Annotated in this window: 11 protein-coding genes; 5 read left to right on the forward strand and 6 right to left on the reverse strand. The window is 61.1% G+C overall.

Features of this window, described 5'->3' with window-relative positions:
- Positions 1-18 precede the first annotated feature (18 nt).
- A complete protein-coding gene (locus FN828_RS04790) occupies positions 19-981 on the forward strand; it encodes a LysR family transcriptional regulator (RefSeq protein WP_142492250.1) in 963 nt (320 codons plus the stop codon).
- Positions 982-1,123: 142 nt separating this feature from the next.
- On the opposite strand, the gene FN828_RS04795 is transcribed toward FN828_RS04790, so the two are convergent.
- Entirely contained in the window at positions 1,124-3,388 is a 2,265-nt protein-coding gene (locus FN828_RS04795) for an adenosylcobalamin-dependent ribonucleoside-diphosphate reductase (protein WP_142492251.1), read from the reverse strand.
- Between the two features lie 193 nt (positions 3,389-3,581).
- Between FN828_RS04795 and FN828_RS04800 the strand changes: the two genes are divergently transcribed.
- Together FN828_RS04800 and FN828_RS04805 are read left to right on the forward strand one after the other, a co-directional pair.
- Positions 3,582-4,019 carry a DUF1489 family protein gene (locus tag FN828_RS04800; protein ID WP_142492252.1) on the forward strand — a complete coding sequence of 146 codons (438 nt, stop codon included), beginning with the start codon at positions 3,582-3,584 and terminating at the stop codon, positions 4,017-4,019.
- Positions 4,020-4,202: 183 nt separating this feature from the next.
- On the forward strand, positions 4,203-5,468 hold the full coding sequence (locus FN828_RS04805; protein ID WP_142492253.1) for a SulP family inorganic anion transporter: 1,266 nt from the start codon (positions 4,203-4,205) through the stop codon (positions 5,466-5,468).
- A 103-nt stretch (positions 5,469-5,571) separates the two neighbouring features.
- Here the strand turns inward: FN828_RS04805 and hisG are convergent, their stop codons facing one another.
- From hisG to FN828_RS04825, 4 genes are all read right to left on the reverse strand, one after another.
- Complete coding sequence (hisG, locus tag FN828_RS04810; protein WP_142492254.1) at positions 5,572-6,267, reverse strand: ATP phosphoribosyltransferase; 696 nt, start codon at positions 6,265-6,267, stop codon at positions 5,572-5,574.
- Positions 6,264-7,349 (reverse strand): ATP phosphoribosyltransferase regulatory subunit, encoded by a 1,086-nt coding sequence (locus FN828_RS04815; RefSeq protein ID WP_185958935.1) that lies wholly within the window; start codon positions 7,347-7,349, stop codon positions 6,264-6,266. Before FN828_RS04815 ends, hisG begins: the two co-directional genes overlap by 4 nt.
- A complete protein-coding gene (gene hisS, locus FN828_RS04820; protein ID WP_142492256.1) occupies positions 7,346-8,833 on the reverse strand; it encodes a histidine--tRNA ligase in 1,488 nt (495 codons plus the stop codon). The genes FN828_RS04815 and hisS overlap by 4 nt, the downstream gene beginning before the upstream one ends.
- A gap of 164 nt (positions 8,834-8,997) precedes the next feature.
- Entirely contained in the window at positions 8,998-9,798 is an 801-nt protein-coding gene (locus FN828_RS04825; protein WP_142492257.1) for a crotonase/enoyl-CoA hydratase family protein, read from the reverse strand.
- A gap of 109 nt (positions 9,799-9,907) precedes the next feature.
- On the opposite strand from FN828_RS04825, the gene FN828_RS04830 reads away from it, so the two are divergent.
- A complete protein-coding gene (locus tag FN828_RS04830) occupies positions 9,908-10,102 on the forward strand; it encodes a SlyX family protein (RefSeq protein ID WP_142492258.1) in 195 nt (64 codons plus the stop codon).
- Between the two features lie 139 nt (positions 10,103-10,241).
- Here the strand turns inward: FN828_RS04830 and FN828_RS04835 are convergent, their stop codons facing one another.
- The gene (locus tag FN828_RS04835) at positions 10,242-11,120 is read right to left on the reverse strand and encodes a DMT family transporter (RefSeq protein WP_235891400.1); all 879 of its coding nucleotides are present in this window, start codon (positions 11,118-11,120) and stop codon (positions 10,242-10,244) included.
- Between the two features lie 87 nt (positions 11,121-11,207).
- On the opposite strand from FN828_RS04835, the gene FN828_RS04840 reads away from it, so the two are divergent.
- Positions 11,208-12,077, forward strand: a complete 870-nt coding sequence (locus FN828_RS04840; RefSeq protein WP_142492259.1) for a LysR substrate-binding domain-containing protein — start codon at positions 11,208-11,210, stop codon at positions 12,075-12,077.
- Positions 12,078-12,304: the final 227 nt, after the last annotated feature.

Consider the following 12,304-nt stretch of genomic DNA (forward strand, 5'->3'; position numbering starts at 1 on the left):
CCGGAACGGAGGGGAAAAATGCAGAATTTGACGCAACTGCACTATTTCTGGCTAATCGCGCGGGAAGGCAGTTTTGCAAGGGCCGCAGAACTGGCGCATATCACTCAACCCGCCCTCAGCAATGCGATCAAAAGCCTCGAGCAACGGCTCGGATTTCTGCTCTTCGAGCGCTCGGAACGTCCTGTCCGGCTGACCCCGGAAGCGCAGGTCATACTAAGACAAGTCGAAGCCGTCCTGTTCGAAGCGCGCAACCTTGACCAAACACTCGATAACCTGTCGGCCGGTGAATTTGGTCACATCCGCGCGGGGATGACGGCGGTGTTTTCCACATCGTTGGGCGGACCAATCCTTGCGGAATGGCACAATGCCCACCCAAATGTCACGCTTGAGCTCATCATCGGTGAAACACCAGACCTGCTTGGGTCAATGCGGGACAACGAACTGGATCTCATAGTCGGGGACACGCGCGACCTGAAGGAAGATGTCGATGATCTGGACATGGTTGCACTTCCGCCGATGCAAGGGGGGGCGTTCTGCCGCGCGGGTCATCCGATCCTGAACATCCGTCATCCAACCTCCGCAGACCTTGGGCGCTATCGTTTTGCGGGCACGCACTTCCCTGAAACCGTGGTCAAGGCATTCGCACGTTTTCTTGGACGCAAGAAAGACGATCCGGGTGCGGTCATTTCGATCGACAGCCACAATATCGCAGCGGTACGCGACGCCGTTGCCGAAAGCGACCTGATCTTGTTGACAACCTCAGGCACAGTGCGGAATGCCTTGGCGCTTGGTGTGTTGAAACAAATTCCTGTAGATTTGGGGATTGATGGCACATGGGCCGTCGCCAAACGCCGTGGACGGGTTCTTCATTCGGCAACCGATACGTTAGCCAACAAGATCGTCGAGATCGCCCGCAGAGAACATGATCGGCGCATTGCCCCGTATGTGCAAAACCTCGTTCCATCCAAGGATGAACGATAGCCTGTCACGGGCATTGCCAACGTGTGCGCCCCGCCGCATTTTTCCCCGCGTAATCGTCTAAATGCGCACTAGGCTATCCCCCAAACGGGGGGATAGCCTAGCAAGCTTTGAGTTTTTCTGCTGGCTGGTTACCCGCCTCGCCTTAGCCGCATTTGGAATGGCCGCAGCTTCCGCAAGTCATGCAGCCCTCGACCATGCGCATGTCGAACTGGCCGCAGCTTGGGCAGGCTTTGCCGCGCGGGGCGTTATCCAGGTTCACCACTTGCGCCTGCGGGTCAGACTTCAGGCCCATGCCTTCGCCTTCGATGAAGTTGATACGGATCAGGTGCTGTTCGATCACGCCACCAATCGCCGCCAGAATCGAAGGGATATATTTGCCCTGCATCCACGCCCCGCCACGCGGGTCAAATACGGCTTTCAGTTCCTCGACCACAAAAGACACATCCCCGCCCCGGCGGAATACGGCGGAAATCATCCGCGTCAGCGCCAGCGTCCATGCGTAGTGTTCCATGTTCTTGGAATTGATGAACACCTCGAACGGACGACGGTGGCCATTCACCAGAATATCGTTAATCGTCAGATAGATGGCGTGTTCGCTGTCGGGCCATTTCAGTTTGTAGGTATGACCTTCCAAGGCCTGCGGACGATCCAGCGGTTCCGCCATATAGATCACGTCGGCCCCGCTATCGGCTTCGGGGGCTTTGTCACTGGTCTCGCTCACCGACAGAACCGATCCGGTCACATCGTTCGGGCGGTAGGTCGTGCAACCTTTGCAGCCGGTTTCATAGGCCTGCATGTAGACATCCTTGAACGCGTCAAAGGAAATATCCTCGGGGCAGTTGATGGTTTTCGAGATGGACGAATCCACCCATTTCTGCGCCGCCGCCTGCATTTTCACATGGGCCTGCGGGTCCAGCGTCTGCGCATTCACGAAATAGTCGGGCAGCGGCGTATCGCCAAAGCGGTCGCGCCACATCTGCACCGCGTAATCCACCACTTCTTCCTCGGTCCGCGAACCGTCCTTTTGCAGCACTTTGCGGGTATAGGCATAGGCAAAGACCGGCTCGATCCCCGAAGATACGTTCCCGGCATAGAGGCTGATCGTCCCCGTCGGCGCGATTGAGGTCAGCAGCGCATTGCGGATGCCATGTTCGCGAATTGCATCGCGCACGTCGTCATCCATCTGCATCATGTTACCCGAGGCCAGATATTTATCGGCATCGAACAACGGAAACGCGCCCTTTTCTTTGGCCAGATCGACCGAGGCCAGATAAGACGCCCGCGCGATCTGTTTCAGCCATGCTTCGGCCTGCGCCGCCGCTTCTTCGCTGCCATAGCGAAGCCCCACCATCAGCAGCGCGTCAGCCAGCCCGGTGACACCCAGACCGATCCGGCGTTTTGCCTGTGCTTCCTGCGCCTGCGCTTCCAGCGGGAACTGGCTGGCGTCCACCACGTTGTCCATCATGCGCACGGCCGTGGCCACCAGATCGTCCAGCGCCGCCACATCCAGCCCGGCATCCGGGCCAAAGGGATCTTTGACCAGACGCGCCATGTTGATCGACCCCAGCAAACACGCCCCATAAGGCGGCAAGGGTTGTTCGCCACACGGATTGGTTGCCGCGATGGTTTCAACGTAATTCAGGTTATTGGCCTTGTTGATCCGGTCGATGAAAATCACGCCCGGTTCGGCGAAATCATAGGTCGACTTCATGATCTTGTTCCACAGGTCGCGGGCCTGCAACGTGTGGAAAACCTTACCGCCATAGGTCAGTTCCCACGGGCCATCGGCCTTGACCGCTTCCATGAAGGCATCCGTGACCAGAACCGACAGGTTGAACATCCGCAGGCGGGCGCTGTCCGATTTGGCGGTGATGAAATGTTCGATATCCGGGTGGTCGCAGCGCATGGTTGCCATCATGGCACCACGGCGCGAACCTGCGGACATGATCGTGCGGCACATCGCATCCCACACATCCATGAAGCTAAGCGGCCCACTGGCGTCCGCAGCCACGCCAGCCACCGGCGCGCCCTTGGGGCGGATCGTGCTGAAATCATAGCCGATACCACCGCCCTGCTGCATGGTCAGCGCGGCCTCTTTCAGCATATCGAAGATACCCGCCATGCTGTCTGGAATCGTTCCCATCACGAAACAGTTGAACAGCGTCACCTTACGGCCCGTCCCTGCCCCCGCAGTGATACGGCCCGCAGGCAGATATTTGAAATCTTCCAGCGCGGTATAGAACTTTTCTTCCCATTTGGCCGAATCCGCTTCGACCTCTGCCAAAGAGCGCGCGATTCGCCGCCATGTATCCTCGACCGTGCGGTCGATGGGGGTGCCATCCGCCTCTTTCAGTCGGTATTTCATGTCCCAAATTTGTTCGGAAATGGGGGCAGCAAAGCGGGTCATGGGCAGGCTTCCTGTTAGTTGCGCGTTGTGTCAGTGCAGTCGAAAGGCACAGCAAATTCAGCCATTCGAGGCGCCATCGTCTACGTCCTGAAACCCAAACGGTCAACGCAGAAAAACACCGTCCGATGACAAAGACTGACACTTGATTTCGTGGATTACCCAGCTATCCTACACTACCTATAGAGAAAAATCCATGACAAGCCGCAGCCACATCAATCTGATAAAACTAAGCGTCGGCACCGAAAGCGTTGACGATCTGGAACATTGGCAGGAAAGCTATCGCCAGCGGTTCGCCGATGGGCTGCCGCGTCATGTCACACGAATGTGGCCCAAACGCGAATCGCAAATTCTGGACGGTGGGTCGATTTACTGGGTGATCAAAGGCATAATCCAGTGCCGCCAGCGCATCCTACGGCTGGACGACGTGACCGGACAGGACGGTATCCGACGCTGCGCCATCGTGCTGGACCCCGCGCTGCACCGCACAGTGCAGGCGTTGCGCCGCCCGTTTCAGGGCTGGCGCTACCTGTCCCCCGAAGATAGCCCCGCCGATCTGCCCCAAGGCCGCGCCACCGAAGACCCGCTTCCCCCGGAACTGTCCGCCGCATTGGCCGAAATCGGTGTGATCTGAGCACAGAACGCGTGGGGATACCCCATCTACGCAAGCTCTATTCAAAAAAATTTCCAACCATCCCCTTGCGACTCAGCCCTGCGCCCGCGCAGCATGGGGGCATTGAAATGTCTTTCGCCCTTATTCTTCGGGGCATGCAAATGACGGCCCGCCGCGCGGGCTATGAAAATCCAGGTTTCCGCCATGTACCGTCCTCAGATTCTGAGCGACATGAGCAGCTATACCCCATCCCGTTTCCGCGCCGATCTGATGGCCGGGATCACGGTTGCCATGGTCGCCCTTCCGCTTTCGCTTGCTATCGCCATCGCATCGGGGGCATCGCCCGCACAGGGGCTTGTCACCGCAATCGTTGCCGGGTTCCTGATCTCGGCCTTTGGCGGCAGTCATGTTCAGATCGGCGGCCCCACTGGCGCGTTTATCGTTGTTGTGGCCGGGGTCATCGCCGAACACGGCTATGATGGGCTGGTCATGGCAACCTTCATGGCCGGTATCATCCTGCTGATTGCCGGGCGGCTGAAAGCAGGCGCATTGATCACCCATGTCCCCGAGGCCGTCATCAACGGTTTCACCATCGGAATCGCCCTGATTATCGGTCTGTCGCAGCTCAAGGATCTGATGGGGTTGCGCCCCGACCACGATGCCGCCGACCTGATCCACAAAATTCCGGCGCTTTGGGCGGCGCGGGATACGTTGAATCCGTGGGCCTCGGCCATCGGGTTGGGGACGATGGCGCTGATCATCATCTTCCGCCGTGCCGCACCGCGGTTGCCGGGCCTGATTGTGGCGGTTGCCATTGGGTCCGCCGTCGTGGCGCTGGCGGGGCTGCCGGTGGAAACCATTCAGGATCGTTTCGGCGCGTTGCCCGGCAGCCTGCCCATGCCACAGCTTCCGGCGCTGTCGCTGGAACGCATACAGGAACTGCTGCCCTCGGCGCTTGTGATTGCCTTTTTGGCCGGGGTCGAATCGCTGCTGTCCGCCATTGTCGCGGATCGCATGACCGAACGCCGCCACAAACCCAATGCGGAACTGGTGGCCCAAGGCGTTGCCAATCTGGGATCGGCCCTGTTTGGCGGGCTACCCGCCACCGGGGCCATCGCCCGCACCGCCACCAATATCCGCGCCGGGGGGCAAACCCCGGTGGCAGGGATCGTTCATGCGCTGGCGATCTGGGGCATGATGGCCGTTGCCGCCCCGCTGGCCGGGGCAATGGCCCTGCCCGCCATGTCTGCGCTTCTGATGCTAACCGCCTGGAACATGTCCGAGCCGCATAAATGGCGCGGCTACATGGCCGAACGCCCCTCGGATCGTGCGCTGCTTCTGCTGACACTGACCCTGACCGTTCTGGTTGATCTGACGGTAGCCATTGGCACAGGTGTCGCGCTGGGGCTGGCCCTGCGCCTGCGCCGCCGCCATGTGGGCAGTCAGGAATGGCACCCCCGCGATCATTAAACCAAGAAAAAAGCGGCAGGAAACACCCCGCCGCTTTCATCTTGCCCAAAATACTCATGTGCCGCCCGTGCGCCAATTCCCAACGCTGCGGGACAAAGAGCGTTCAATCCACCCGCAGCTTGGCGCACAGCGCCTTTAGCGCCGCCCGATCCACATCATCCAGCGGCGCGTTGCGCGACCGGAATAAAGTGGCCTGTGATTTCAAAATCAGCCCGTCGCTCAGGATTTTCAGGTGGTTCGCCCGCAGCGTATCTCCGGTCGAGGTAATGTCTGCCACCGCTTCGGCGGTTTCGTTTTTCACCGTGCCTTCGGTCGCGCCCTGACTGTCCACCAGTTGATAATCCGCCACGCCATTATCCCGCAGGAATTCGCGCACCAGACGGTGATATTTGGTGGCGATCCGCAACCGGAAACCATGCTTCAGCCGAAACGCCGCCGCCGCAGCGTCCAGATCGTCCAGCGTATCCACATCCGCCCAGAACCCCGGAACCGCGATGATCAGATCGGCATGACCAAAGCCCAGTTCGGCCAGTTCTTCGACCTGCTGATCCCATTGCCCCAGCTTTTCGCGCACCAGATCGGTGCCCGTCACCCCCAGATGGATGCGCCCAGCGGCCAGTTCGCGCGGGATTTCCCCGGCGGACAACAGCACCAGTTCAATATTATCAACCCCTGCGACCGCCCCGGCATATTCGCGGTCCGATCCTGTCCGGCTAAGCGTCACACCGCGATCCCCGAACCATTCAAAGGTTTTCTCCATCAGGCGGCCTTTTGACGGCACCCCAAGCTTCACGCTCATTTGCTGCCCTCCAGTTCCAGCAACAGACCCGGACGGATCACCCCGCCCACCGCCGGGATTTCAGCCCCCTGCCCCAGCACACGGGTCAGCGCGTCATAGCGCCCGCCAGTGGCAACCGCTGGCAGATCAGCGCGGTTTTCAGCATAGAACCCAAACACGAACCCATCGTAATATTCCATCGACGTGCGCCCATAGCTGGCTTCGAAATCCAGCCGTTCCACATCGACACCGCGTTTTTCCAGCGCCCGCATCCGGGCTGCCACGCGTTCCACCGCCGGATCAATCGCGGGCAGGTCCACCGCAATATCGCGCAGATGTTCAATCGCATTCGGCAGGCTTTCACGCACCGACAGAATGGCATCCAGCAGCAACACATCACGTTCCGCCAGGGGCGCAGCTTCGGCATCGGCCCGCAAGGCCGCCACCCGCGCCGCCACCTCGGCCTGTGAACGCACACCGATTTCCGGCGGCAGGCCGTCAAACGGATCACTGACAGACAACAGTGCCGCCCGCGCAGGCGGCACAGGCGCACGCCCGGCGTAACGATCAATCAACGCCCGGAACCGCCGAGGCCGCCAGATATGCCGCCGCAGCGCCGCCTTGCGGGCATCAGTGGTTTGCAACCCGTCCACAGCCGCCATCAAGACGCCAATATCCCCGGTCGCGGCCCGCAGCGGAGCATCGCCCAGCGCCCGACGGATCAGGGTAAACACCTCGGCATCTGCATCCACCGGGTTTTCGCGGTCGAACACCTCGTACCCGACCTGAATATATTCGTTGGCCCGGTCAGCATCGTCTTCCTGACGCCGGAACACCTCGCCCGCATAGGTATATCGCGCGGGTTCCGCGCCATAGGCCATATGCATCTGCACCACCGGCACCGTAAAATCCGGGCGCAACATCTGTTCGCCACGCAGCGCGTCCGATGTCACATAGGCCCGTGCGCGAATATCTTCGCCATAAAGGTCCAGCAAAACCTCGGCCGGTTGCAGGATACCTGTTTCCACCACCTGCGCGCCTTCGGCCTCGAACAGCGCCCGAAGCTGGGCGCCCCGCGCCCGTATCGCCGCCCGTTCCATCAGCCCTGCCCTTCCAGAATTTCGCGCACCTTGGCGACCAGATCGCCCCGCGCCACCTCGTACTGGCTGGGCCGTTCCTTCCATTCTTCCAGCGTCGCGTTCTCGGCAATTTTCGCGCCCAAAATCAAGTCCTTGATCTGGACCACGCCATTGGCTTTTTCCTCGCCGCCTTCGATGATCGCCACCGGGGAATTGCGCTTATCCGCGTATTTCAACTGATTGCCGAAATTTTTCGGATTGCCCAAATACACCTCGGCCCGGATGCCTGCATTGCGCAGCTCGGCCACCATCGCCTGATAATCGGCCATGCGGTCGCGGTCCATAACGGTCACGACCACCGGACCCTGCGCATGGCTTTGCACCCGGCCCTTTTCCCGCAGCGCAGCCAACAGCCGGTCAACCCCGATGGACACGCCTGTTGCCGGGACTTCCTGCCCGGTGAAGCGTTTCACCAGATCGTCATAGCGCCCACCGCCGGACACGCTGCCGAATTGCCGCTTACGACCCTTTTCGTCAAAGATTTCAAAGGTCAGTTCCGCCTCGAACACAGGACCAGTGTAATAGCCCAGCCCACGCACGACCGACGGATCAATTTCAATCCGGTCCGGCCCATAGCCCTGCGCCTGAACTAGCTCCGCGATGGTTTCCAGTTCGGCAATCCCTTGCAGCCCAACCACCGAGTCACCAACAGCCGCCCGCAGATTAGCCAGCGTCCCCGCCGCATCCGCCGCTTTCGAGGTCAAGAAAGCAATCACCGGGTCGGCCTGTGCGTCGCTCAGCCCGACACCGTCGATAAACGCCCCCGAGGCATCCAGCCGCCCCTTGGTCAGCAATTCCCGCACGCCGTTTTCGCCAACCTTGTCGAACTTGTCGATGGTGCGCAGCACGTTGTCGCGCGCCTCTGCCCCATCGGCCAGCCCCATCGCCTCCAGCACACCGTTCAGAACCTTGCGGTTATTGACCCGGATCAGATAATCGCCGCGCGGAATGCCCACAGTTTCCAGCGTATCCGACAACATCGAACAAATCTCGGCATCGGCGGCCACACTAGCCGCGCCCACCGTATCGGCATCGCATTGATAAAACTGGCGGAACCGCCCCGGCCCCGGCTTTTCGTTGCGCCAGACCGGACCCATCGCATAACGCCGATACGGCGTCGGCAGGTCGTTGCGGTGCTGGGCATAGACCCGCGCCAAGGGGGCGGTCAGGTCATAGCGCAGCGCCATCCAATCGCCCTTGCCATCCTCGTCCGCCTCTTGCCAGGCAAAGACGCCTTCGTTCGGGCGATCCACATCCGGCAAGAATTTCCCCAGTGCCTCGACCGTTTCAACCGCACTGGATTCCAGCGCGTCAAACCCATAGCGATGATAGACCCCGGCAATCTTTTGCAGCATCTCGCTGCGCTCGGTGACTTCGGCACCGAAATAATCGCGAAACCCTTTGGGCGTTTCTGCCTTGGGGCGGGGGGCTTTTTTCTGCTTGGCCATGGCTTTGATCCTTGCCGCTAAACTCGCGCCCGGCTCTACCGGATGCGGGGCCAAGGGGCAAGCAACAGCGCCATTGGGACGGCAAAATCTGTTTCATCTTGCCGTAAATACTCATATCGCCCCCCATCAGCCGACGCGCGGCCCGCTGTTTGCCCGCCGCCGGATCAAATCCCGGAAAAATCCCCGCCTCGTCCTTTGCCGCTGGCGAACCGGGCCGCCCCTGCTGCGCCTTCGGCGGCGAATGTCGCAACGGATTGCCATTCCCGGCGCAACGCCGCGCCCAGATCAGCCGCATCGCCCCGCGCTGACAGGTGGTCGGCCCGCATACACATCTGTGGAAAGCGCAGCAAATCCTGCGCCAGTTCCAGCGCCCGCGCCAAGGCCTGCCCTTCGGGGACCGTTTCATTGACCAACCCCATCGCCTGCGCCTCGGGGGCGGGAACGGGGCGACCTGTCAGGATCATGTCATTGGCCCGCCCCTGCCCGATCATACGCGGCAGACGCACCGTTCCCCCATCAATCAGCGGCACACCCCAGCGGCGGCAAAACACCCCGAACACGGCTGCTTCTGACGCCACCCGCAGATCGCACCACGCCGCCAGCTCCAGCCCGCCCGCCACGGCGAATCCTTCGACCGCCGCAATCACCGGCTTGGACAGCATCAAGCGCGTCGGACCCATCGGCCCCGGCATCGGATCGTCCAGCGGATTCCAGCCTTCGGGAATGTCCAGCCCGCCGATCCACGCGGCCCCACGCCCATCGGCTGCGGTTTTCAGATCGAACCCCGCACAGAACGTTCCCGCCCCACCCGTCAGAATAGCGACATCCACCGCTTGATCCTCATCGAATGCCGTAAACGCCTGATACAAGGCCCGCGCAGTTTCCGGGTCCACCGCATTTCGGGCTGTCGGGCGATGTATCTCGATCACCCGAACCCGGCCCTGATCGCTTATGTTGACTGTCATCTGGTGTCCTCCCTTTCTCAATCTGCACCACCCGGTCCATCACCGCAATTGCAGGGATTTCCCGCCGCGTCACGTCATGCTAAACCCGCCCCACCCCGAAGGAGGCCCCATGACAGAGATCGAAGAAAAACTGGCCCATCTGATCCGCATGGTGGATGATTTATCGGATGTCGTTGCCAAACAACAAACCACCATCGACGTGATGGAAAAGCGGGTTCAAATGCTGATGCAACGCGCCGCCCAGCAAGAGGCCGATCAGGGCAGTTACATCTACACCGGCCCCGAAAAACCACCGCATTATTGATTTTCGTCGACCGGGGTCATACCGATTTCAACCACACCGCCCCGCATGGGGTCCATTCCAGCGGGCCATTGGACACCCCGCAAATGCACCGCGCTTAACGGGCCACGCAGGGCGCGAAACAGACCCTTCTTCGCTACATTTACGCCAGCGCCATGCGCCGCGCGCCGGACAGCGCGTTATACAGGATTGCCACCATCAGGACCGCCCCCCCGACAAAAGTGCCTGTGCTGGCGGTTTCATGGATCACCAGCCACACCCAGAACGGGGCCAGCAGCACCTCGGTATTCGACAACAGGGCCAACTCGGCTGATGGCACAACCCGGCTGCCCAAAGTGTACAGGATCATCCCGCCTGACATGGTGCCGATCCCCATCAAAATACACCATGTCAGATCAGGCGCAGAAATCGCCAGCGGCTGACCAAGCTGGGCAGCCACGACCGCCCCCACGACCACACCAAACACCGCGCCCAGCAGGACGGTGGGCAGGCTGTCCTCGATCTGGCGCCAGCGCAACGCAACACTGAACAGCGCGAAACCAACCGCTGCGGTCAGCGCCGCCATATTGCCCAGCAACGCCCCCGCCGCCAGCCCTTCGCGGACCATGATAAAAATGCCGACCAAGGCCAAGGCAATCGCGCCCCAGGTGCGCGGCGCCACGATTTCCCCCAATATCACCCGTCCCAGCACCGCCGTCACAAACGGGGCCGCCGCCAGCAGAAAAGCTGCATTGGCGATGGTCGTGGTTTGAAACGACAAGATGGACCCCGCCATCGCCACCACCAATCCGAACCCGCCCAGCATCCCCGCCAGCCCGGATTTACGAATTGCTGCCAAGGGTTTGCCGCCAGACCGCCACGCGATGAACGCCAGCAGGACCGGCAACATGGCCAACGACCGCCACACAAGCACCGTCCACGCCCCGGCCCCATCAATTTGCCGGATCATCAACCCCTGAAAGGACCACAAAACCCCGGCAATTAGCACAAACCCCATACCCGTCGCGTAGCGCATCGTCATTCCCTTGCTTCTTTGCGCCATCTAAGGGCTGGGCAACACCTCATTCAAACGAATAGAATTGAGGTAAAGCTTCAGAATTCTTGAACTATGGCCGACCCGTTGGTTTTAACGCTGCTGCGCAGCTTTGTTGCGGTGATTGATTGCGGCAGCATTCAGCTTGCCGCGCTGCGGGTCGGGCGCAGTCAATCTGCGGTCAGTATGCAAATCAAACGGTTAGAGGATTACGTCGGTCGCCCCTTATTTCTGCGCGAAGGCCGCAGCCTGCAACCCAACCCTGCGGGCGAGGATTTGCTGCTCCACGCCCGCCATCTGCTGCGCCTGTCGGACGAAGCACTGGCCAGCCTGCGCCGAACCGAAGCCGCTGGCGTCGTGCGTCTGGGAATGCCCGAAGACTATGCAACCAACCTGATCGGCCCGGCGCTGATGCGATTTACAGCCGAATTCCCCTTGGCCGAACTGGAGTTGACCTTTGACACCACCCCGCGGTTGCTGCGCCTGCTTGGGGCCGGGGGATTGGATCTGGCGGTGATTACCCGCGCCCCGCGCCAGCCTTTTGCCGTGCTGCGCAGCGAACGGCTGGTGTGGGCGGCGGCCCCGGATCATGGGGCATGGCTGCGCACGCCCCTGCCTGTTGCCCTGTTCGAGGCCGGGGATCTGGCGCGTCGTCTGGTGGTCGAAGCCCTGCAAGGCGCAAACCTGCCGTATCGGGTGGTATCCTCGACCGACAGTTTACTGGGACTGATCGCGGTGGCGCAGGCCGGGCTGGCCGTGATCGGGATGATCGAATCCTGCCTGCCCCCCGGCCTGATCCGCATCGGCGACCCCGAAGGCCTGCCCCCCTTACCCATCCTTGATCTCAGCCTTGTTCCCGGTCCCGGCGAACCTGACCCGCTCGCGGCTCATCTGGCAGAATTCCTGCATCGGGAATTGTCCAATGACGGCAAAACCGACCTCTAAAGCGTTCCGCCAGCCCGCCACACAAAGCTCGTGCTCGCTTCGCTTCTTTCTGATCCCCAATACTCTGGGGGAGGGCGCCAAGGGCGACCGGGGGCAAAGCCCCCAATCCATACCGCCTTACGCCGCTGAAAAGTAAGGTTCCGCCGAGGGCCGTCTTGCCTCAGCAGCTCTTCTCGTCGGCCATGATGCTCTCGACGACTTTGGGATCACACTGTTCGTCGCGCAGG

The sequence above is a fragment of the Thalassovita litoralis genome, from assembly GCF_900182725.1.
In the GTDB taxonomy this organism is placed as follows: domain Bacteria; phylum Pseudomonadota; class Alphaproteobacteria; order Rhodobacterales; family Rhodobacteraceae; genus Thalassobius; species Thalassobius litoralis.

Bases quoted from the DNA above. Each gene is read 5' to 3' on its own strand.
- FN828_RS04800 (WP_142492252.1), top strand. From the start codon at position 3,582: ATGACAAGCCGCAGCCACATCAATCTGATAAAACTAAGCGTCGGCACC.
- FN828_RS04795 (WP_142492251.1), bottom strand. From the start codon at position 3,388: ATGACCCGCTTTGCTGCCCCCATTTCCGAACAAATTTGGGACATGAAA.
- FN828_RS04835 (WP_235891400.1), bottom strand. From the start codon at position 11,120: ATGACGATGCGCTACGCGACGGGTATGGGGTTTGTGCTAATTGCCGGG.
- FN828_RS04830 (WP_142492258.1), top strand. From the start codon at position 9,908: ATGACAGAGATCGAAGAAAAACTGGCCCATCTGATCCGCATGGTGGAT.
- FN828_RS04805 (WP_142492253.1), top strand. From the start codon at position 4,203: ATGTACCGTCCTCAGATTCTGAGCGACATGAGCAGCTATACCCCATCC.
- FN828_RS04825 (WP_142492257.1), bottom strand. From the start codon at position 9,798: ATGACAGTCAACATAAGCGATCAGGGCCGGGTTCGGGTGATCGAGATA.
- hisS (WP_142492256.1), bottom strand. From the start codon at position 8,833: ATGGCCAAGCAGAAAAAAGCCCCCCGCCCCAAGGCAGAAACGCCCAAA.
- FN828_RS04790 (WP_142492250.1), top strand. From the start codon at position 19: ATGCAGAATTTGACGCAACTGCACTATTTCTGGCTAATCGCGCGGGAA.
- hisG (WP_142492254.1), bottom strand. From the start codon at position 6,267: ATGAGCGTGAAGCTTGGGGTGCCGTCAAAAGGCCGCCTGATGGAGAAA.
- FN828_RS04840 (WP_142492259.1), top strand. From the start codon at position 11,208: ATGGCCGACCCGTTGGTTTTAACGCTGCTGCGCAGCTTTGTTGCGGTG.